A 22,364-nucleotide genomic window follows, 5' to 3' on the forward strand; every position below is an offset into this window, starting at 1 on the left:
TGTTAACTCCTCACCCGACAGCAAAAGTTTTCCGCTGCAATTAATTTTTGTCCTTGAAGTAAATCTACTTGATTTTTAAATGATAATTCCAAGACACCATAAATATCTTCTCTAGTTTCTTGGATTTTCAAATTGGTAATCGAAATTCCTGCTGTACTAATAATGGTTGTAATTTGCGCAATTGCTCCAGCAATATCTGGAATATCGACATATAAATCATAAAAAGCCGGTATAGCTCCTTGTTTCTTATGTGGTAAACGGTCTCTCGAATATTTTGCTTGATTAAAAAAATCATATATCGCTTTTTGATCTTCTTCAACCAAATATTGCTGAATTTTCTCGATTTCATCTTGCCATTTTTTTAATAATGTCAGCAATGTTTGACGATTTGTTAATAAGATATCTGTCCACATTCTTGGATCAGAAGAGGCAATACGAGTGATATCACGAAACCCACCAGCTGCCAATTGTGATGCTCGAGGATAGTCTTCAGCTAATTGATCGCTCATTTTAACTAATCCTGCAGCTACAATATGAGGCAAATGGCTTAGTACTGCCACGATTTCATCATGACTTGCTGGGTCAGTGATAATTATTTTTGCTCTCGTTGGCGTCAAAATTTCCTGCAATACGTTAACTGATTGATCCTCAACTTTAGGAGTCAAGATATAATAAGCTTCTTCAAATAAATTTTGATTAACTGCCTTGACGCCCGATTTGTGTGATCCTGCCATAGGGTGTCCACCTATAAATGTGAAGGGCAAATCTTCTGCAAGCTGGAATATTTTTTCTTTCGTACTTCCTGTATCAGTCACAATCACTGAATCTTTTAATTCAATTTTAGCTAATTTTTTTAAATATTCTAAAGTCGTCTGAATCGGTACTGATAAAATAATTATATCCATCTCACCAAAGTCATCGGATAAGTCATCAACTATCCCGTGAGTTTTTGCAAAATCTCTACTCTCAGCTAAATGATCCCAACCGTATATCGTCATATTCGGTCTTTTGATCGCTTTAGCTAAGGAGGCGCCAATTAATCCTAAACCTACAATTAAAACCTTCATTTATTTTACCTCACTAAAATTTTAGCAGTCTTTCCCGATATTCTTTCACTGCTATTTGCAATTCCTCCATAGTATCGGAAGAAAATTTTTCCAATAATTCATTTGCAATCACCGTTGCCATCACATTTTCAGCTACAACTGCGGCAGCAGGAACTGCTGTACTATCAGAACGTTCTACGCTGGCTTTAAATGGTTCTTTCGAATCAATATCAACGCTCATCAATGGTTTGTATAAAGTAGGAATCGGTTTTTTTACTCCTCGAACGATAATTTGTTCGCCATTAGTCATACCACCTTCAAAACCACCCAAATGATTGGTTGTCCGATGAAAACCAGTATCATTCCAGGTAATTTCATCCATTACTTCGGAACCCGGTTTCATACTAGCATCAAATCCAATACCAAATTCTACTCCTTTAAAGGCGTTAATACTTAACATCGCTTGTGCCAATTTACCATCTAATTTTTTATCCCATTGCACATAACTACCTAATCCAGCAGGAACATTTTCGATTCGTACTTCGACGACACCGCCTAGAGTATCTCCCGCTTTTTTGGTTTCATCAATTAATTTTTTCATTGCTTCATCGACCGTCGGATCAACCGTTCGAACTTCAGAAGCTGCAGCTTTAGCTTTAATTTCTGCTACACTGATAACTTCTGGAACCGTTGCTTTAATGCCTCCTAAGACTGCAACATGGCTCGCTACTTCAATCTCTAAGCTGGCTAAAAGTTGTTTGGCTAATGCCCCAATTGCCACCCGTACAGCTGTTTCTCTTGCTGAGGAACGTTCTAAAACATTTCGCAAGTCACGGTGTTGATATTTCATTCCACCCACTAAATCTGCATGTCCAGGACGCGGTTTTGCAACTCTTCTTTGACTAGCGATTTTATCCTCAACTGGCGTTACTGACATGACTTTTGTCCAATTTTTCCAATCCTTGTTTTCAATTGTCATAGCAATTGGTGAACCTAATGTTTTTCCATGTCGAATACCGGCAGTAATTTCTACTTGATCGGTTTCTATTTTCATACGACCGCCTCGACCATAACCGCCTTGGCGACGTGTCAATTCCTGGTTAATTTGATCAACTGAAACCGTTAATCCGGCTGGAATACCTTCAATAATTGTAGTAAGTTTTGGTCCGTGGGATTCTCCTGCTGTTAAATAGCGCATCTTTTTTCCTCTTTTCTAAAATTAAAAAACTCATTGTAGCTATCTACAATGAGCTTTTTGAATAAATAAAAAAGCCACAGTAGATAGATTCTCTACGTGGCTTGACTTCATACACAAGTTCCTTAGCCATCATAGATACAAACAATTGCTTCGTCCGTACCCATGAATCACATGAATACAAACTATCTAAAATAGCTAAAGTATAAATTATTCAGTTGGGATAAAGTAGTATTAATCATATTTTTCGCTCCCAATTGGTTAAGATTAGACTTAGTATAGGTGTCGATATGAGAAAAGTCAATTGTTTTTTTATAGTTTTCTGAAAAAGTTCTCATTGTATTTCCATTTTTACAACGCCAATTCATCTTCTTCAAAAAATAAAAACAAATCAGACAAGCTTAATTGACTCTTTTCAGATGCATTTAAATCCTTGATGATTTGTCCTTTTTCCATCACAATCATGCGATTACCATAATTTATAGCGTCTTCCATCTTATGAGTAATCATTAGACAAGTCAGATTTTGTTCTTTAATGATTTTATCTGTTAAAGTCATCAACTGTCGAGCTGTCTTAGGATCTAAAGCGGCTGTATGTTCATCTAAAAGTAATAAATCTGGTTTTGTGATAGTAGCCATAATTAAACTTAACGCTTGTCTTTGACCGCCTGATAAAAATCCAGTAGGTGTATCCAAATGATTTTCTAAGCCATTACCGACTTGTGCACATAAATTATAATAAAATTCTTTCTTTTGTGATATTTTACGAGTTTTTAGTGGTCGCTTTTGACCTCTTTTTTCAGCCAATGCTAGATTCTCAGTTACCGTTAGACGCGGAGCAGTTCCCATTTTAGGATCTTGAAAAACACGAGAAATATATTTTGCCCGTTTTTCTTCAGGTAATTTTGTAATATCGTGATCCATAATTTTTACGGTACCCGAATCCAGAGGCAAGCTACCGGAAATACTATTAAATAAAGTACTTTTTCCAGCACCGTTACCACCTAAGACAGTGATGAAGTCTCCTGTTTTTATCGTTAAGTCAACCCCACGTAAAATTGGGCGCGATTCATTTAATCCATTATTAACTGTTTTGCTCGCTTGTCTTAATTCTAATGCCTCCATCACTTAGCCTCCTTTTCAAATCCTGTTTTCAAGTTCAATGCTTCTTTCAATCTTGGAATCATTAAACAAATCGCTAAAATGATTGACGAAAAGATTTTTAAATAAGTCGTATCTAAGCCAACTTTAATAATTGCTAGAATTAATAATTGATAAATGACACTGCCCAAGATAACCGTTATTAATCTTTCTGCAAAAGTAACTTCGCCGAAGATTACTTCTCCAATAATAATTGACGCTAAACCAATGACAATCACACCTGTTCCTTTTCCAATATCGGCGTAACCATCATTTTGAGCAATTAATGCTCCAGACAGTGCAATCACACCATTTGATAAGGTTAAACCAATTACTTTCATGCCGTTTGTATTAATACCAATCGAACGAGCCATTGTCTCATTATCACCTGTGACGATATATGCTTGACCAAAATCAGTGAAGAAGAATAGTAATAATAAGGTAAAAATAATTCCAACTGCAATTAATCCCATCAACACGATATCAAAGTGATCTGGTAGATTCAATTGAGTAAAAAAGTCTTGTAGTTTGGGCTGATTTAACAAAGATAAATTTGGTGTTTGCATGACAAACAACATCACTGAGTTTAAACCAGACATAACTAATATTCCTGCTAAAATTACTGGAATTTTTCCTTTAGTATAAAGCATCCCCGTAACAAATCCTGCACACATACCAGCCAAGATTCCTAAGATTGTTGCAAAAAACGGATGAATACCATTAACAATGGCGGTGACGCAAATCGCGCCACCTAGTGGAAATGATCCCTCTGTTGTCATATCTGGAAAACCTAGAATACGATAAGTCATAAAAATTCCTAATCCTAAAATCCCCCAAATAAATCCTTGTCCAATTGACGAAATTATCATAGCTAGTCTCCTTCAACTAATTCTGCTTTGTTTTTTAAATTATCTGGAATAGTAATGCCAAGTTCTGCTGCTTTTGTTTCATTAATAATTGTATCGCCTGTATCAATCACCGTCACTGGTGTTTTAGCTGGATCTGCTCCAGCCAACATTTCAGCCGCAATTTTTCCTGTTTCGATACCCATTTGATATTGATTTTGTCCCACTGTAGCTACTCCGCCTTGTTTCACCATATTATCTACAGATACAAAGACTGGAATTTTTGCCTTGTCAGCTTCTTGTACCAATGTATCAAATGCGTTAGCGATAATATTATCTTGTGGAATATATAAGAAATCATTTTCTCCAGCCGCTTGTTGTGTAATTTGGGAAATTTCATTACTTGAAGAAATCGCATATTTATTTACAGTGTAACCTTCATCAGCTGCTTTTTTCTCAGCTCTCGCAATTTGAGCTAAAGAGTTTTCTTCAGACGAAGAATAAATCATCCCAACCGTTTTTGCTTCTGGTAATAATTCTTTTGCTAATTCAATTTGTTGGTTGACTGGTGATAAATTATTCAATCCTGTAACGTTATTGCCCGGTTCTTCTAGGCTCTTCACCAAACCAGAACCAACTGGATCTGAGATTGCACCCATTACTACTGGAATATCACTTGTAGCATTAGCTAAAGCCTTAGCCGCCGGAGTTGCTACCCCAACTAAAACATCAGAATTCTTAGAGATTAATTGTTGGCTCATGGTATCTAATTTACTTTGATCGCCTTGACCATTTAAGTATTCAATTTTGATATTTTCACCATCAACATATCCAGCATCTTTCAGACCATCTACTACGCCATCTTTAATTTGGTCTAAAGAAGGATGACTTATAAATTGTAAAATTCCAACTGTTTGTAATTCTGATGAATCTGTTGTGGCACTTGATGTGGTTTGACGGCTACCCATTTGATAAGCGAATACTCCGATTAAAATAACTGCTATTGCGATAATTGAACCAATAATCCCTTTGTTTTTCATAATATTTCCTCCTAATATTTTAATGTAAGCAAAAAGAGACAACTACCCTAAATATAACGGTAGTTGTCTCTCGAAAAACAAAAACCGCATAGATCGGTCTCTATGCGGGGAAAGTACATAATAAATACATCCAACATAGATACAAGATTTAGAATAGTTCTAAACGCTGCATCTATGAAATGAGTCCATAAACGCAACTTATCTACGCCAGTTTTGCCAACGATTCTTTTGTTGAGATAAGTTTGCTTTTTTCATGTGGCTCACTCCTTCTTTGATGTTGAAATTAGTTTACCCAATGAAAATGAGATTGTCAACATATTTATTAAAATAAAATTAAAAATATTTTAACTAATCTAAATAACGTTGGGATAATCGATTTAGTTTTGGAACAAACTCACTATTTAAGTGAGTCATTTCTTCTACTACAAACCGATTTTTCTCTTCACCTTTTTTAAAATAAACAAAGGTAACTTGATTTGGATTAATTTGATAGTCTTTAGCCATTTGGTCACTATGGTAAACAATTGGATAAAAATAAAATTTTCGATTCAATGTTTCTTCCTGAGAAGGATCATTTAAAATAGCAAGTACTTTTTTATAGGTCTCTCCATGAGGCTGACAAAACATGACAGCTATCGTTTTAGAATCTTTAATTTGTTGGTCAGAGTTTTGGTAATCCATAGGCAATATATATTTAGTATCAATCTTATTGTAAACTGTCGTTTCAATTTCAGTTGCGCGAGAAACCTCTCTCACATATTGTAAAGAAAATATGCCTATAGTAATTGTCATAATTGAAATAATCAAAATAGCAATCGTCTTTTTTTGGTTGGCTTCTGCTTTTAAATAAAAAACTTTCCAAAGCCTTTGGAGTATCTCTCCAAAATTTAAGAAGAACTTTTTCATTCTATCACCCTAGTTATATTATAACGAAAAAAAAATAAACTGCTACTCTGATAAAACGAAAACATAAAAAATTTTTGTCTGAAAATTCTAAAAATGATATGATAATAATAAATTAATTAGACTTGGAGGGATTATTATGAGTAGTAACCATTTATTTGATCGGAAAGAGATTCATTCAAACAATCCTCGCTTAAGTGGCTTTAAAACAACTATTGAGACAGCTTTCTATGGTAATAATGTAACGGAAATAAAAGATGTAGCGGCTGCTTATCAGCTGGCTTTTGAAAATTCTCAGACCATCGTGACCGATTTACCTATTGATCAGCCGGAAAAATTAGGTTTGCCAACTGATGCCAAAGTATTAATTACTAATGATGGTAAAATCGTTGGTCGCTCTGCCATCGCGCGAAAATTAATTTTAACTACTAAAGAAGACAAGGATTTTTCTGCTTTGATGAGAGAAGTTGTTTATCACGGACAAGAGAAAATTTTTTTAAAGTCATCTGTGGTCGTAGGTTTACATAATGATTTTATGGTTAAATCTCATTTAATGATTCCTGCAAATTTTCCGATGCAACTATTTCAATACTTGATGAATTTTGAATTTTCTCAAAATCTAACAAATATCTACGAGCAGTCTCAAGAGTTTCCTAATGAAAATGATTTATATTTTTATGCTGATCCTGATTGGCAACATCCAGATTATCCTGACGGCCTAGTTATTTTAGATCCAGCACATAATTGTGGAGCTATTCTAGGCCTACGATATTTTGGTGAACTTAAAAAAGCTACCCTATCTTTAGCATGGCAAATTGCTCACCGAAATGGCTTTATTGCTTGTCATGGCGGAATGAAACAATTTCAGTTGCCTAATAGTAAATACACCATGGCAGCATTTGGTTTATCTGGAACTGGAAAATCTACAATCACCTTGTCTCATCATGGAAATAAATTCCCAATTACTGTTTTACATGATGATGCTTTTGTAATTAATCAAAAAGATGGTGGGACGACAGCATTAGAACCATCCTATTTTGATAAGACTGAAGACTATGCCATGGATCATGCTGCAATTAAATATTTTTTAACTGCTGAAAATGTTGGTATAACTTTAGATAAGAATGGTCAAAAAGTTTTAGTAACAGGAGATATCAGAAATGTAAACGGCCGCTGCATAAAAAGCCGTTTTGCTACAAAAGATCGAAAGGATCATATTAACGAAAAAATTGATGGTGTTTTTTGGATCATGAAGGACGAAACTCTACCACCTATTTTAAAATTGAATGATCCGACTTTGGCTGCTATTTTTGGTGTAACTTTGGCGACAAAACGGTCAACCGCTGAAAATATTCAAGTCAGCGATCAATTAATAATTGAACCTTTTGCTAATCCATTTAGAACCTATCCCTTGGCAGAAGACTATCAAAATTTCAGAACGTTATTTACTAACGGAACAACCTGTTATATTTTAAACACTGCCAGTTTCAACGAACGAAATATTTCTCCAGAAGTAACTTTAAAAGGGATTGAAGATATTGTAACAAAAACTGGTGAATTTGAAACTTTCGGTCCATATCCGCAAATCGAGTATTTAAAAATTGATGGCTACGAACCAGATTTTAATAATCAAAAATATCGACAAGCACTTAAAACGAGTTTGAAAACCCGTTTGGTTTTTGTCGAAGAAAAAGCCTTAAATCCTTTTACTGAATTGCCAACAGAAGTGACTGATCTGCTAACAGAAATGATTCTAAAATTGGAAAAATAGGTTTTTTTTAAGAAGTTGTTTATAATAGATTTATCTAGGAAAGAATCGAGGAATACAGATGTCGTTTGATGGTGTTTTTACCCATGTAATGGTTCAGGAATTGGACCAACTAATTAGCGGTCGTATTTCAAAAATCCACCAACCTTATGAAAATGAAGTGGTTTTAGTCATACGCGCCAACGGAAAAAATCAACGTTTATTGTTATCGGCGCATCCCAGCTATGCGCGAATCCAATTAACCAATATTGCTTATAGTAATCCTGGTACCCCACCCACTTTTGCCATGATGTTACGAAAACATTTAGAAGGGGGTATTTTAGAAAATATCGAACAAATTGAAAATGATCGTGTGGTCCACTTTACGATCAATAAAAGAGATGAGTTAGGTGATCAGCAAAAATTAGTTCTGATTGTTGAATTAATGGGACGTCATTCAACAATTGTTTTAGTTAATCAAACCAGTGGCAAGATTTTGGATGCAATCAAGCATATCGGACCTTCACAAAATTCTTATCGAAGTATTTTACCAGGTTCAACCTATGTTACTCCCCCTTCACAGGAGCAAATAAATCCTTTTAAGGCAAATAAGGAACAAGTATTTGAAATAGTATCAACGGCTGAAAAATTAACTGGTAAATATTTACAACAAAATTTCCAAGGACTTGGTCGCGATACGGCGGATGAACTTGTCTACCGCTTAGAGGAAATCAGCAATCAAAAAATGGCTGTTTGGGATAACTTTTGGCAAGAAGTACAACAACCAACTCCGACATTAGGGAAAATCAAAAATAAAGAATTGTTTGCGCCGATCTCCTTTCTAACTTTTGAAGAAAAGCAGTCTTACGATAATTTAAGTCAATTATTAGACGCGTTTTATGGAGAAAAAGCAGAGAAAGACCGTGTAAAACAGCTCGGTAACCAGCTGATCAAAAAAGTTGAAAATGAAATCAGCCGCAATCAATCAAAACTCGCAAAGCGTCAACAAACCTTGAAGGATTCAGAAAATGCAGAAGACTTTCGACGTGATGGTGAGCTTTTAACAACTTTTATGGCACAAGTTCCTAGAGGTGTTGACTCAGTCACTTTAGAAAACTATTATGAAGAGAATCAACCGATTGAAATAAAGTTAAATCCAGCATTGACTACTAATCAAAATGCTCAAAAATATTTTCACCGTTACCAAAAGCTCAAAAATGCGGTCAAATTAATTGATGCGCAAATTAAAGAAGCCCAAGAAGAAATCAATTATTTAGAATCTATTTTGGCACAATTAGAGATTGCCGGTCCAATGGATATCGATGTTATTCGTGAAGAGTTAATTGCTAGTGGCTACTTAAAGAAACGTAGTCAAAAGAAAAACCGTCAACACAAACCTTCACAGCCAGAAAAATTTATTGCTAGTGATGGCACGACGATTTTAGTCGGCAAAAATAATTTACAAAACGATCAATTGACCTTGAAAAAAGCCCGGAAGACCGATATTTGGCTCCATGCTAAAAATATCCCAGGCTCTCACGTGATTATTAGATCAGACAATCCTAGTGAAAAAACTTTATTGGAGGCGGCCGAACTAGCTGCATACTTTTCAAAATATCGTCAATCAGCTCAAGTTCCCGTGGATTATGTGCAAGTAAAATTCGTTCATAAACCCAATGGTGCAAACCCAGGATTTGTTATTTATGAAAATCAAAAAACGTTATTTGTAACACCTGAAGAAACAACTATCCAACAATTGAAAAACAATACTGAAAATTAGAAAAACCGCCCAAAGTTTTATTTTTGGGCGGTTTTCTTTTTAAAACTAGGAACTTGGACATCCAATATCTCTAAAAAGAAATTGAAGATTGGAATCCCTACTAATAATCCCCACAGACCTAGGAAATGTTCGCTTATTAATAAGATGACAAACGTAAAAAAAATTGGTAAATTGGTTCGACTAGACATGAATTGTGGATTTAAAACATAAGCTTCTACGCAATGTACAACGATTATTAAAACTAATACATAAATCACTGTTTGAATGCCACCGGTTGAATAAGCAATCAATGTTAGCGGCACACAAGAAAAAATCACACCAGCAACAGGAATTAAACTCAAAAAGAAGATCATAATTGCTAAAGTTGGTAATTGTGAGAAACCGATAATTCCTAATCCAATTGTTGTAACAATAGTATTAACCACCGCAATCAATATTTGAACTTCGATAACCACACCAAATGTTTCTATAAAAATACTCCCAAAATAAGCAAGATCTTTAAAATACCAAGCAAAATGACTAGTCAAAAAGCTACCAGAAAAACGGACTGTCTTTTTCTTTTCCACCATAAAGAAAAAACTTAATAAAAACGACATGATGAAAGCTATTGTTAAGCGACCCGCATTTTGTAACTGGGTAAACACAATCGATGCTCCGCTCTCCAATTTATCTTGCCAATTGTGGGTTTCAAGATAATTAGCAACGAACTTAACTACACCTTCTGCTTCTTTCGATTGATTCTGGTAAAAAGCAAATAACGTATTATAGGTATGAATCACTTGATTAATTAAAAAATTAGCATATTTTGTAACCAATAAATAAACTACAAATACTGCAATAAAATACAAAAGCATAGTTAGTAAAAAAGTCGGTAATTTAAGCCAGCGTTGAATAAGATCTACCGATTTTACAGCCAACAAAGTAAAAATAAAGGTCAGTAAAATCGTCGTCATAAATTCACGGACGCAGAATAGGACAATAATTACACTAACTAAAACAGTCAAACGTCTTAAAGTAGTATTTTCGATAAATTTTTGATACATGGACACCCCTCCACTTCTTAATCATTCTATCATTTATTAAAAGAAAAAAGCATTATTCACTCTTTTCTCAGAGTAAATAATGCTTTGTTTTATTAAGCTAACCAATTTTCAGGATTTTCCCGCCATTTTTTCAATAGAGTTAATTGATCTTCATTGATGTATTTTTCTTCTAAAGCAATTTCAATCAAAGCTGAATAATTGGTTAATGTTACCAATTTTATATCTGCTTCCTTAAAATTATCAACACCTTTGGCTAACTCATAAGTAAAGATTGCTGCAACGCCCAAAACATTAGCACCTTCTTTAGTTGCTGCAGTGGCAGCTTCTAAAACACTGCCTCCAGTTGAAATTAAATCTTCAATAACAACCATCTTTTGACCTTCTTTGATGCGGCCTTCAATTTGATTTCCTTTACCATGGTCTTTTGCTTTAGAACGAATATAGACCATCGGTAAATCTAAAATTTCAGCTACCCAAGCAGCATGGGGTATACCAGCAGTTGCTGTTCCGGCAATCACTTCTACATCAGGAAAATTTTTTTTGATTTCTTCCGCTAAACCTTTGGCGATTGCACGGCGAACTTTAGGATAGCTCATGGTAATTCGATTATCACAATAAATAGGAGATTTTATACCACTAGCCCAAGTAAAGGGTTCATCTGGACTTAATGAGACTGCTTCAATGGATAATAAATCTTTGGCAATTTCTGCTGCAATGGTAGTCATTTATTTTTCACCGTTCCATTCATTTTTTATTTGTAAATAGCTTTCGTAAGGATTTTCTGCTTGAGTAATCGGGCGACCTACTACAATGTAAGTAGAGCCAATTTTTTTAGCATCGGCTGGTGTCATGACTCTTTTTTGATCACCAACACTGGCTCCTTGTGGTCTAATTCCTGGTGTAAGACAGACGAAGTCAGGATTTGTTGCTTGATGAATAGCCGCAACTTCTAGAGCTGAACAAACTACTCCATCCAAGCCAGCTTTGTCCGCACACTTGGCATAATGTAAGACACTTTCCTGCAAGCTAACTGGAATTAATTGATCTTCATGCATTTGTTTTTCAGAAGTTGAAGTAAGTTGAGTCACAGCGATTAATTCTGGTACAGCTTCACCAGTTGGCGTTCCTTCGATCAACCCTGCTTTAGCCGCTTCCATCATTTCAATGCCACCAGCAGCATGAACATTGGTAATTTTTACTCCGAGTTTTGCTAAGCCAGACATAGCTTTTTTTACTGTATTTGGGATATCATGTAATTTCAAATCCAAAAAAACATCGTGTCCAGACGATTTTAAAAAGGAAACAATCTCAGGTCCTGTTTGATAAAAAAGTTCCATGCCAATTTTTACAAATAACGCCTCTTCTTTAGGAAACTTTTTTAAAAACTGGATAATCTCTTCTTTTGAAGCAAAATCCAAAGCAATAATTGGTCTTCTTTCCATCTAACCTCGCGCCTCTCTAACTTCTTTTCTTAATTGTTCCAAAGATTCAATACCTAATTCATCCAATTTTTGTGGTAAGGAATCAATTAATTTGGGACAAATATATGGATCAGTAAAGTTTGCCGTTCCCACGGCGACCGCACTGGCTCCTGCTAAAAACATTTCAATCACGTCATCAACATTTTGTACGCCACCCATGCCAATGATGGGCAAGTCGGTAATTCCAGCAACTTGATGAATCAAACGGATGGCAACTGGTTTAATGGCCGGTCCAGACAAACCTCCAGTCATATTTGCTAAAATTGGTCGTCGCGTTTTTAAATCAATCCGCATTCCCATTAAAGTATTAATCATCGTAAAACCATCTGCGCCTCCTTGTTCAACTGCTTTTGCAATCGGAACAATATCGGTCACATTAGGAGATAATTTTACATAAACTGGTACTTTCGCAACTTCTTTAACCGCTTTTGTCAAACTTCCAGCAGCATCTGGATCGGTTCCAAATAATAAGCCCCCGTGTTTTACATTGGGACAAGAAATATTCAATTCAATCGCATGGACATTCGGTGCATCACCAATTCTTTTGGCAACTTCTACATAATCTTCTTCGCAAGCACCTGCTACATTGGCAATTAAAGGCAAATCTTGAAATTTTTCCAAACTTGGCAGTATTTCATTCATTACGACCTCTAATCCAGGATTTTGTAGTCCAATAGCATTTAGCATTCCACTGGCAGTTTCAGCAACTCGTGGTGTCTCGTTTCCATAACGAACGAGTGGTGTAGTTGCTTTAATCATAATCGATCCTAATTGATTTAAATCATAATAATCCGCATACTCCTTACCAAAACCAAAACATCCGCTGGCTGGCATAATTGGATTTTTTAAATTCAGCCCTGGTAAATTAACAGCTAAACGATTCATTAAATGATTACCTCCCCGGCTTTAAAAACTGGCCCATCTTCACAAACTTTTAGACTTTGGTTTGGATCTTCTGGCACATGACAGACGCAAGCGTAACAAGCACCCATTCCACAGGCCATACGTGATTCCAAAGAAAGCTGAACATTTTCAACTTCATCGAAAAAGCCTTCAACAGTTTTTAACAATGCGTTCGGACCACAAGCAAAAACAGCATCGGGTTTTTCAGTAGTTTCCGCTAAAAGATGACCAACATGTCCTTTTTTACCAAAGGTACCATCATCAGTTGAAATTTTTGTCTCACTTAATTGATTGAATTCATCCAAGTAATAAATATCTTTTTTAGTCGTGAAACCTAAAAAGTGAACAACCTTCACTCCTTTAGCAGTTAAATCTCTTGAAAGTTGATACAATGGAGGGATGCCAATACCGCCGCCAACAATATATGCAGTATCGCCAGCTTTTAAATCTGTCAATTCAAATCCATGGCCTAAAGGCCCCATAACATCTAACATTTCTCCAGCTGTCATCTCAGAAAAAGCTTGTGTCCCAGCCCCTTCGATTCGATAGATCACTGTACAAGTCTGATCAGTCAAATTAAATTGGTTAATACTAATCGGACGGCGTAGCAATAAATCTGAGCGAGGCACGCGGATATGGATAAATTGTCCTGGCTGTTTCATTTGCTTAACTAATTGTCCTTGTAAAACCAATTCAAAAATGCGTGGCGCAATTTCAATTTGACTGACGATTCTCATCATTTCCTGCTTCATATTAGCCTCCCGTATATCATTTGTTTCCAAATTATCAGCAGAATTTTTTTACTCCTGCTGATAATTCTACGTATTAAATTTCTTGAATCGAAAATGCTCGAGATTCCATCACTTTTAAGATAGCATTTGCTGTATCAAGTGAAGTAAATAATGGTACACCATGTTCAACCGCTTCTCGGCGGATAATGAAGCCGTCATCAGAAGTATTTTGACGATTTTTGTCCATTGTATTGATTACAACTTGTGCATCACCTTGTCTGATTAATTCTACCACGTTATCCTCAGCAGATTCAGATATTTTTGCGATCGTTTTGGCTTCGACACCATGCTCTTTCAAGTATTCAGCAGTTCCTTTAGTAGCCAGTAAACTATAACCAACTTCTTTAAAACGTTTCGCTAAATCTAAAGCTTCTTCTTTCGTCTCATCTGCAATGGTGAATAATACTGAGCCAAAGTCTGGTAAATGTAATCCACTAGCTTCAAAAGCTTTGTAAAGTGCTTTTTCCAAATTGCGATCACTACCCATTACTTCACCAGTCGATTTCATTTCTGGCCCTAAGTAAGTGTCTACTTTTTGTAATTTTGTAAAGCTAAAGACTGGTGCTTTAATGTGAACCAACTGACTTTCAGGATATAATCCATCTTGATATCCTAAATCAGTTAAACTTTCACCTAAAATTGCTTTCGTAGCAACTTGCGCCATCGGAATATCAGTAATTTTACTTAAAAATGGCACTGTTCGGCTGGCTCTTGGATTCACTTCGATTACATAGACTGTCTGATCATGAATAACAAATTGAATGTTCATCATACCAATACAATTCATTCCTATAGCTAACCGTCGTGTATAATCTTCAATTGTATTTTTAATTTCTTGTGAGAAAGTTTGCGGCGGATAAACAGCCATTGAATCACCCGAGTGAACCCCAGCTCTTTCAATATGTTCCATTATTCCAGGAATTAATACTGTCGTACCATCACAAATCGCATCGACTTCGCATTCTTGACCAACCATGTAACGGTCAACTAAAACAGGATGTTCTGGTGAAGCTTTTACCGCGTGGGCCATATAATCTTCTAAGTCCGCTTGATTTTCAACAATTTCCATTGCTCGACCGCCAAGTACATAACTTGGACGCACTAATACAGGATAACCGATTCTCTCTGCAACTTTTACCGCTTCTGCAGCGCTAGTTGCCGTTTCGCCTGGTGGTTGCGGAATATTTAAAGCTTGTAATACTTGCTCAAACTGATCACGATCTTCCGCCCGATCTAAATCTTCGATAGTTGTTCCTAAAATATTCACACCAGCATGATGCAAAGGTTCAGCTAAATTGATTGCTGTTTGTCCACCAAATTGCACGATGACACCTAAAGGCTGTTCCAAATCAATTACATTCATCACATCTTCAAAAGTCAGTGGTTCAAAATATAATTTGTCAGAAGTAGAGAAGTCAGTTGAAACAGTTTCTGGATTGCTATTCATAATAATTGCTTCATAGCCAGCGGATTGAATCGCTTTTACTGAGTGAACTGTTGCATAGTCAAATTCAACTCCTTGGCCAATCCGAATCGGTCCAGATCCCAGTACTAAAACTGACTCTTTCTTTGAGACTTCACTTTCATTTTCAAATTCGTACGTACTATAAAAGTAAGGTGTTTGTGATTCAAACTCGGCTGCACAAGTATCTACCATTTTGTAGACCGGCCAGATATTTTCTTGTTTACGTAAATCACGAATTTCTTTTTCTGTTTGTTCCCAAAGTTGTGCAATTTTTCGATCATTGAAACCATTTTGTTTAGCTTTTTTCAAAGTAGATAAATCATTTTGGTTTTGTGCCAACTCAGTTTCTAATTCAACAATGTGTAATAGTTTATCTAAAAAGAACAAATCTACTTTAGTTAATTCATGTAATTCTTCAATCGAATAACTACGACGTAAAGCTTCAGCCAGATAAAAAATACGATCATCTTGAGCTTTAACCATTTTTTCAGTTAATTTATCATCAGATACCTCTGCAAGCTCTGGCAATTCTACATGGTGAACACCGATTTCCAGTGAACGAACAGCTTTTAACAGACTTTCTTCGATGTTCCGTCCGATTGCCATGACTTCACCAGTTGCTTTCATTTGTGTACCTAAAATACGTTCACCCGTTTCAAATTTATCAAAAGGCCAACGGGGAATTTTTGCTACAACATAGTCTAAAGCTGGTTCAAATTCTGCATAAGTAGTTTCAGTTACCGGATTTTTCATTTCATCTAACGTTAAACCAACAGCGATTTTTGCCGCCAACTTGGCAATCGGATAACCAGTCGCTTTACTAGCTAACGCTGAGGAACGAGAAACACGAGGATTTACTTCAATTACATAATAGTTAAAACTATTTGGATCCAAAGCCAATTGAACATTACAGCCACCTTCAATTTTTAAAGCACGGATAATTTTTAAAGAGGCATCCCGTAGCATTTGATACTCATAATCAGACAAAGTTTGACTTGGCGCAAAAACAATCGAATCTCCAGTGTGGATTCCAACTGGATCAAAGTTCTCCATATTACACACTACGATTGCATTGTCGGCAGAATCTCGCATAACTTCGTATTCAATCTCTTTGTAACCAGCAATTGATTTTTCAATTAAACATTGAGTAGCCGGTGATAATTTCAGACCATTTTCTGTAATTACTCGTAACTCGTCTTCATTATCGCACATTCCACCGCCTGTTCCACCTAAAGTAAATGCGGGGCGAACAATCACCGGATAACCGATAATTTTAGCAAAATCAACTGCTTCTTCAACTGTTGTCACAATTTCAGATTCAGGTATCGGTTGGTCTAATTCTTCCATTAATTGTTTAAATAAATCACGGTCTTCTGCTTGGTCAATGGCTGAAAGCTTGGTTCCTAATAATTCTATCGTCAGCTCATCTAAAATACCAGAATCAGCTAATTCCATCGCCATGTTCAATCCAGTTTGACCACCTAAGGTTGGTAAGATTGCATCTGGTAATTCTTTGCGTAATATCCTAGAGACAAACTCTAATGTAATTGGTTCAATGTATACTTTGTCAGCAATCTCACGATCCGTCATGATTGTTGCTGGATTTGAATTTACTAAAACAACTTCATAGCCTTCTTCTTTTAAAGCCAAGCAAGCTTGCGTGCCGGCATAATCAAATTCTGCGGCCTGACCAATTACAATTGGACCAGAACCGATGACCATGATTTTTTTAATATCTGTTCTCTTTGGCATTAAGCTTGCTCCTTTCCTGCATCCATCATTTCCATGAATTCATCAAATAAATGAATCCCATCATGGGGACCCGGTGCTGCATCAGGGTGATATTGCACACTAAAAGCAGGATAATCACGATGCCGAATTCCTTCAACAGTGCCATCATTTACTTCTACATGCGTCACTAGTAATTTCTCAGGGTCAATTGTTTTAGGATTTACTGCAAACCCATGATTTTGAGAGGTAAAATCAATTTTTCCAGTAGCAACTTCTCTAACTGGATGATTTAAACCGCGATGACCAAAACGCATTTTATACGTATCCGCTCCATTAGCCAAAGCAAATAACTGATGGCCCAAACAAATTCCGAAAATTGGTACTTTCCCTTGAATTTGACGAATCATTTCAATTGCTTCAGGAACATCTTTGGGGTCTCCCGGTCCATTGGTTAACATCACACCATCTGGTTGCAAATCTAAGATTGTTTGCGCGTCAGTATCATAAGGCATCACTGTTAGATTACATTCTCTTCTAGAAAGCTCCCGCAAAATACTATGTTTTAAGCCAAAATCAATCACTACCACATTACGACCAATTCCAGGGCTTGGATAAGGCGTTGATGTTGAAACTTGTGCCACTTGATTTGTTGGTAAAACAGTTGCTTTTAACTGATCAAATGCATGTTCAAATTTATCACCTGGTTCAATAATACTGGCTTTCATTGTACCGTGATTACGTAATTTTTTTGTTAGTGCTCTGGTATCAATCCCGGCAATTCCAGGTATATTTTTCCTTTTTAAAAATTCATCTAAAGTCATTTGATTGCGCCAATTGCTGGCAAGTCGCGCATGTTCTTTCACCACGACACCTTTACAAGTTGGTGAAATACTTTCGTAATCATCGCGATTCACGCCATAGTTTCCCACCATTGGATAAGTAAAAGTAATAATTTGTCCGTTAAAGCTTTGATCGGTAATAGTTTCTTGATAGCCGGTCATACTAGTCGTAAAGACGATTTCTCCAAATACATTGGCCTCTGCTCCAAAAGCTTCTCCTTCAAAGACAGTACCATCTTCTAAAATCAATAATCGTTTCAAAATTAATCCTCCTTACGATAAACTAATTTGCCGTCTACAAAAGTCAGCAAGGTATTTCCTTTCACTGGCCAACCGCTGAATGGTGTATTCACACCCATCGATGCGAATTTTTTATCATCAATTTCTTCTGTTGTTTCTAAATCAAAGACGACCACATCTGCTGGCTCACCGATATTCAATGTCCCAACTTTCAAACCAAAAATTTCAGCAGGTTTAATAGCCATCCAGTCAATCACTTGTTCTAAGGTAAAGCGTCCTGTTTCTACAAAATGAGTATAAATGAGTGGAAATGCTGTTTCACTACCTACAATCCCAAAAGGTGCTTTTAAGAAACTTTGATTTTTTTCTTCATGTCCATGTGGTGCATGATCAGTTGCGATGCAATCGATCGTTCCATCTAATAATCCTTCAATTAAAGCTTCTCGATCGTCAGTTCCTCGTAAAGGAGGATTCATTTTCCAATATCCATGATCTTCAGGAATCTGTTGATCGGCTAAAATTAAATGATGAGGCGCAACTTCAGCTGTCACATGAATACCAGCTTTTTTTGCATCGCGAATGATGCGTACACTTTCTTTAGTTGAAACATGACAAACGTGATAATGAACGCCCGTTTCTTCAGCTAAAATTAAATCACGAGCAATTTGTGAAGATTCGGTTGCACTCATAATTCCAGGTAATCCGAGCTTCTCACTAATTTCTCCCTTATGCATGACACCATCAAATAATAAAGATTCATCTTCTGTATGGGCTACAATTGCCATATTATTTTTAGCTGCTTCTTCCATAGCTAAAAACATAGTACCAGCAGTCTGAACACCTACTCCATCATTTGTGAAAGCGAATGCACCCGCTGCCTTTAACCCGGCCTGATCTGTTAAAATTTCACTACGTAACTCTTCAGTAATTGGTGCGTACTGTAAAACCTTTACCACTGCATCTTCATTAATTATTTTTACAACTTCATTAAATTTTTCAACTGTGTCTGGGACTGGATTTAAATTTGGCATCGCACAAATAGTTGTATATCCACCGCGAGCTGCCGATTTTGTTCCTGTACTAATGGTTTCTTTATAGGTAAATCCCGGTTCTCTTAAATGTACATGGACATCAACCAATCCCGGGGAAATCAACTGATTTTTTGCATCATAAACTTGATCAAAATTTAGTTCTGAAAAATCTTGTCCGATACCTTTGATAATGCCATTCTCTAACCAGAGATCGACTTTTGTCATTTCGTTATCTTTTGTTACAATATACCCGTTTTTAATTAATGTTTTCATCGTTTCGCTCCTTTAAGAAATACCGTTTAAAATTGCTTCTAAAATTGCCATTCTCACAAAGACACCATTTGACATTTGCTCGATAATTCGTGATTGCAGGCTTTCTACTAAACTATCTGCAATTTCTACATCACGATTTACTGGTGCTGGATGCATGATAATTGCTTTTTTCTTTAATCTTTTTGATCGCCCTACTGTTAAACCATACTTCTCGTGATATTCTTGTTTTGAAAAACTTTCTTTATCGTCATGACGCTCATGCTGCACACGTAAAAGCATAATGACATCCACATTATCCACTAATTCATCTAATGGTTTATAAGTTCCGTAGACATCAAAACTCTTGTCATACCATTCTTCTGGACCGGAGAAGAACACTTCTGAACCTAATCGTTTTAACATTTGCATATTTGATTTAGCTACTCTTGAGTGGGTGATATCACCAACGATCGCAACTTTTAAATCATTAAAGTGACCAAATTCTTCATAGATAGTCATTAAATCCAGTAAACATTGTGTTGGATGTTGACCACTACCATCACCGCCGTTAACGATTGAACAATTGATGGTCTTACTTTGAATAAGTTGGTCATAATAATTTTCATCTCCATGGCGAATCACACAAACGTCTACGCCGATTGCTGACATGGTCAAAACAGTATCATATAAAGTTTCACCCTTTTGGACCGAACTTGACCGTGCGTCAAATTCGATTGTTTCTAAGCCAAGTTTTTTCTCAGCCACTTCAAAACTTTTATGAGTTCGAGTGCTATTTTCAAAAAATAGATTTGACACAAAATACTGATTTTTCTGCGGTGCCCATGGTGCTCCTAACTTAAATTGCTGACCCCGTCTAATTAAACCCATAACCTCTTGATCTGATAATGCTTCCACCGTCAATAAATGTTTTAAACTAATGATCTCCGATTGAATAATCATGCAATGAGTGCCTCCTTATTTTTCACTAAGGGCTTTTTCTGGTAAAACAAGATTTAGAAAAATACCTAAGACTGTTGCTAATGCCATCGCTGATAATGTAAATGTTCCTGCTTGAAAGACTAATCCGCCAATACCAATTACTAAAATGGTTGAAGCAATTAATAAATTCTTTTTTCGATCAAAATCAACCTTGTTTTCAATTAAAAGCTTCAATCCACTGGCAGCAATTACACCGAACAAGATGAAACTGATACCAGAAATCACTGGATTTGGGATACTTAATATTAAAGCACTTAACTTGCCGACAAATCCTAGTCCTACTGCAAAAACAGCAGCTCCTCCAATAACAAACACACTGTGCACTTTGGTTATAGCCAATACTCCAATGTTTTCGCCATAACTAGTTACTGGCGGACCGCCCACCAAACCAGCCACGATTTGTGCTAAGCCATCACCTAACAAGGTTCGATCTAAACCAGGATCATCAAAGAAATTTCGTTTGGTTAATTTGTTTAAAACCATCAAATGTCCGATATGTTCCGTCATAGTAACAAAAGCAATTGGTGCCATAATCGTAATGGCATTTAAATGCAGACTTGGTTGATAGTTTACAAAGGGTATTTCGAAAGCTGGTAATGCAAACCAGTTGGCATCAATAATTGGTTGATAATCAATAATGCCAAACAACATCGCCGTAATATAGCCACCTACAATTCCTAATAAAATTGGAATTAATCCGATAAAACCTTTTAAGAACATATTGAAAATAATTGTTAAGGCTAAAGTAATCAAAGCAACAGCTACATATTTGAAATCATATTTGTCGTTGTGATACATAGCGTTATTCGCCGCATTTGCTGCTAGACCTAAACCAATAACCATGATCACTGGTCCGACCACAATCGGCGGTAAAATTTTATCCAGCCAAGCTGAACCAATTTTTCTGATGATGATTGAAACAATCAAGTAGACAATTCCGCATGTGATTGCTCCTTGGGCGACTGCTGGATAACCATCTGATTTCATTAGCATCGTCATGGCTGCAATAAAAGCAAAACTACTGCCAAGATAAGCTGGAATTTTTCCTTTTGTTACAGTAAGATAAACCAATGTTCCTAAACCTGAACTGACTAAGGCAATACTTGGATTAATACCGACCAAAATTGGAACTAGGACTGTTGAACCAAACATAGTGAATAGATGTTGAATACTTAGTCCGACCCAGTGAACTGGTTTGGGACGATCGTGAATATCTAAAACGACATCGTCATTGTGGAACTCGCTCATTGGGGACTACTCCTCTTCCTTTTGGATCAAAATCCGGTCTTGACCATCATTTTCTTCCATTTCTACTATAATTTCTTCTGTTAAAGCTGTTGGGATATTTTTTCCAACATAATCTGCACGAATCGGCAATTCACGATGACCGCGATCGACTAAGACAGCTAAAGAAATTTTTTGCGGACGACCATAATCCATTACTGCATCTAAAGCAGCACGAATTGTCCGGCCAGTAAACAATACATCATCGACTAAAATTACTTGCTTACCTTCAATTGGAAAAGGAATATCTGAGGAATGTAATTCTGGCTCATCTGTATTACTTTTAACATCATCACGATATAAAGTAATATCTAATTCACCAACTGGGACGTCAATTTGTTCTAATTGTTTTAGGCGCTCGGCAATTCTTTGAGCGATGAAAATCCCTCGAGTTTTAATTCCGATTAAAACAATATCTTGTACACCTTTGTTACGCTCAATAATTTCATAAGTAATTCGAGTCAATGCTCGCTTCATAGTAACCTCATCAACAACTTCTTTTTTGTACATCCTGTCTCCTCCTTAAAATTAAGCATAAAAAAACTCCTACCCGTAGTTAGGTAGGAGGAATGATTGTCTATCCAATAAATAGTCTGCGCCTAGGCGCAC

General features: G+C 36.3%; 19 protein-coding genes. 2 read left to right on the forward strand and 17 right to left on the reverse strand.

The features are described from left to right. Window positions 1-2 precede the first annotated feature (2 nt). From ACVWNY_RS06585 to ACVWNY_RS06610, 6 genes are all read right to left on the reverse strand, one after another. On the reverse strand, window positions 3-1,067 hold the full coding sequence (locus ACVWNY_RS06585; protein WP_218325274.1) for a prephenate dehydrogenase: 1,065 nt from the start codon (window positions 1,065-1,067) through the stop codon (window positions 3-5). 13 nt (window positions 1,068-1,080) lie between these two features. After that, window positions 1,081-2,244 (reverse strand): chorismate synthase, encoded by a 1,164-nt coding sequence (gene aroC / locus ACVWNY_RS06590; RefSeq protein WP_218325273.1) that lies wholly within the window; start codon window positions 2,242-2,244, stop codon window positions 1,081-1,083. A gap of 348 nt (window positions 2,245-2,592) precedes the next feature. Beyond that, the gene (locus tag ACVWNY_RS06595) at window positions 2,593-3,366 is read right to left on the reverse strand and encodes an ABC transporter ATP-binding protein (protein ID WP_218325272.1); all 774 of its coding nucleotides are present in this window, start codon (window positions 3,364-3,366) and stop codon (window positions 2,593-2,595) included. Continuing rightward, window positions 3,366-4,250, reverse strand: a complete 885-nt coding sequence (locus ACVWNY_RS06600) for an ABC transporter permease (RefSeq protein WP_218325271.1) — start codon at window positions 4,248-4,250, stop codon at window positions 3,366-3,368. Before ACVWNY_RS06600 ends, ACVWNY_RS06595 begins: the two co-directional genes overlap by 1 nt. A 2-nt stretch (window positions 4,251-4,252) precedes the next feature. After that, window positions 4,253-5,266, reverse strand: coding sequence for a tryptophan ABC transporter substrate-binding protein (gene trpX, locus ACVWNY_RS06605; RefSeq protein WP_218325270.1), 1,014 nt, complete (start codon window positions 5,264-5,266; stop codon window positions 4,253-4,255). A gap of 348 nt (window positions 5,267-5,614) precedes the next feature. Next, entirely contained in the window at window positions 5,615-6,172 is a 558-nt protein-coding gene (locus ACVWNY_RS06610; protein WP_218325269.1) for a hypothetical protein, read from the reverse strand. A gap of 136 nt (window positions 6,173-6,308) precedes the next feature. Between ACVWNY_RS06610 and ACVWNY_RS06615 the strand changes: the two genes are divergently transcribed. Both ACVWNY_RS06615 and efbA read left to right on the forward strand, forming a co-directional pair. Continuing rightward, complete coding sequence (locus ACVWNY_RS06615) at window positions 6,309-7,940, forward strand: phosphoenolpyruvate carboxykinase (ATP) (protein ID WP_218325268.1); 1,632 nt, start codon at window positions 6,309-6,311, stop codon at window positions 7,938-7,940. A 58-nt stretch (window positions 7,941-7,998) separates the two neighbouring features. Next, complete coding sequence (gene efbA / locus ACVWNY_RS06620) at window positions 7,999-9,696, forward strand: fibronectin-binding protein EfbA (protein ID WP_454071177.1); 1,698 nt, start codon at window positions 7,999-8,001, stop codon at window positions 9,694-9,696. A 17-nt stretch (window positions 9,697-9,713) separates the two neighbouring features. Here efbA and ACVWNY_RS06625 read toward each other — a convergent pair whose 3' ends face one another. The 11 genes from ACVWNY_RS06625 to pyrR form a co-directional block, all read right to left on the reverse strand. Continuing rightward, window positions 9,714-10,739, reverse strand: coding sequence for an AI-2E family transporter (locus ACVWNY_RS06625; RefSeq protein ID WP_218325266.1), 1,026 nt, complete (start codon window positions 10,737-10,739; stop codon window positions 9,714-9,716). Between the two features lie 92 nt (window positions 10,740-10,831). After that, the gene (gene pyrE, locus ACVWNY_RS06630; protein WP_218325265.1) at window positions 10,832-11,464 is read right to left on the reverse strand and encodes an orotate phosphoribosyltransferase; all 633 of its coding nucleotides are present in this window, start codon (window positions 11,462-11,464) and stop codon (window positions 10,832-10,834) included. Beyond that, the gene (gene pyrF, locus ACVWNY_RS06635) at window positions 11,465-12,181 is read right to left on the reverse strand and encodes an orotidine-5'-phosphate decarboxylase (protein ID WP_218325264.1); all 717 of its coding nucleotides are present in this window, start codon (window positions 12,179-12,181) and stop codon (window positions 11,465-11,467) included. It lies immediately after the preceding gene. Further along, window positions 12,182-13,105, reverse strand: coding sequence for a dihydroorotate dehydrogenase (locus tag ACVWNY_RS06640; protein WP_218325263.1), 924 nt, complete (start codon window positions 13,103-13,105; stop codon window positions 12,182-12,184). It lies immediately after the preceding gene. Continuing rightward, entirely contained in the window at window positions 13,105-13,875 is a 771-nt protein-coding gene (locus ACVWNY_RS06645) for a dihydroorotate dehydrogenase electron transfer subunit (RefSeq protein ID WP_218325262.1), read from the reverse strand. The genes ACVWNY_RS06640 and ACVWNY_RS06645 overlap by 1 nt, the downstream gene beginning before the upstream one ends. A gap of 73 nt (window positions 13,876-13,948) precedes the next feature. Then, a complete protein-coding gene (gene carB, locus ACVWNY_RS06650) occupies window positions 13,949-17,131 on the reverse strand; it encodes a carbamoyl-phosphate synthase large subunit (protein ID WP_218325261.1) in 3,183 nt (1,060 codons plus the stop codon). Beyond that, a complete protein-coding gene (locus ACVWNY_RS06655) occupies window positions 17,131-18,210 on the reverse strand; it encodes a carbamoyl phosphate synthase small subunit (protein ID WP_218325260.1) in 1,080 nt (359 codons plus the stop codon). The genes carB and ACVWNY_RS06655 overlap by 1 nt, the downstream gene beginning before the upstream one ends. 2 nt (window positions 18,211-18,212) lie before the next feature. Further along, window positions 18,213-19,493 (reverse strand): dihydroorotase, encoded by a 1,281-nt coding sequence (gene pyrC, locus ACVWNY_RS06660; RefSeq protein WP_218325259.1) that lies wholly within the window; start codon window positions 19,491-19,493, stop codon window positions 18,213-18,215. A 12-nt stretch (window positions 19,494-19,505) separates the two neighbouring features. After that, complete coding sequence (locus ACVWNY_RS06665) at window positions 19,506-20,432, reverse strand: aspartate carbamoyltransferase catalytic subunit (protein WP_218325258.1); 927 nt, start codon at window positions 20,430-20,432, stop codon at window positions 19,506-19,508. Between the two features lie 15 nt (window positions 20,433-20,447). Continuing rightward, on the reverse strand, window positions 20,448-21,719 hold the full coding sequence (locus ACVWNY_RS06670; RefSeq protein ID WP_218325257.1) for a solute carrier family 23 protein: 1,272 nt from the start codon (window positions 21,717-21,719) through the stop codon (window positions 20,448-20,450). A gap of 6 nt (window positions 21,720-21,725) precedes the next feature. Next, the gene (pyrR, locus tag ACVWNY_RS06675; protein WP_218325256.1) at window positions 21,726-22,265 is read right to left on the reverse strand and encodes a bifunctional pyr operon transcriptional regulator/uracil phosphoribosyltransferase PyrR; all 540 of its coding nucleotides are present in this window, start codon (window positions 22,263-22,265) and stop codon (window positions 21,726-21,728) included. Between the last annotated feature and the right edge of the window lie 99 nt (window positions 22,266-22,364).

Source organism: Enterococcus sp. JNUCC 77, assembly GCF_054819945.1.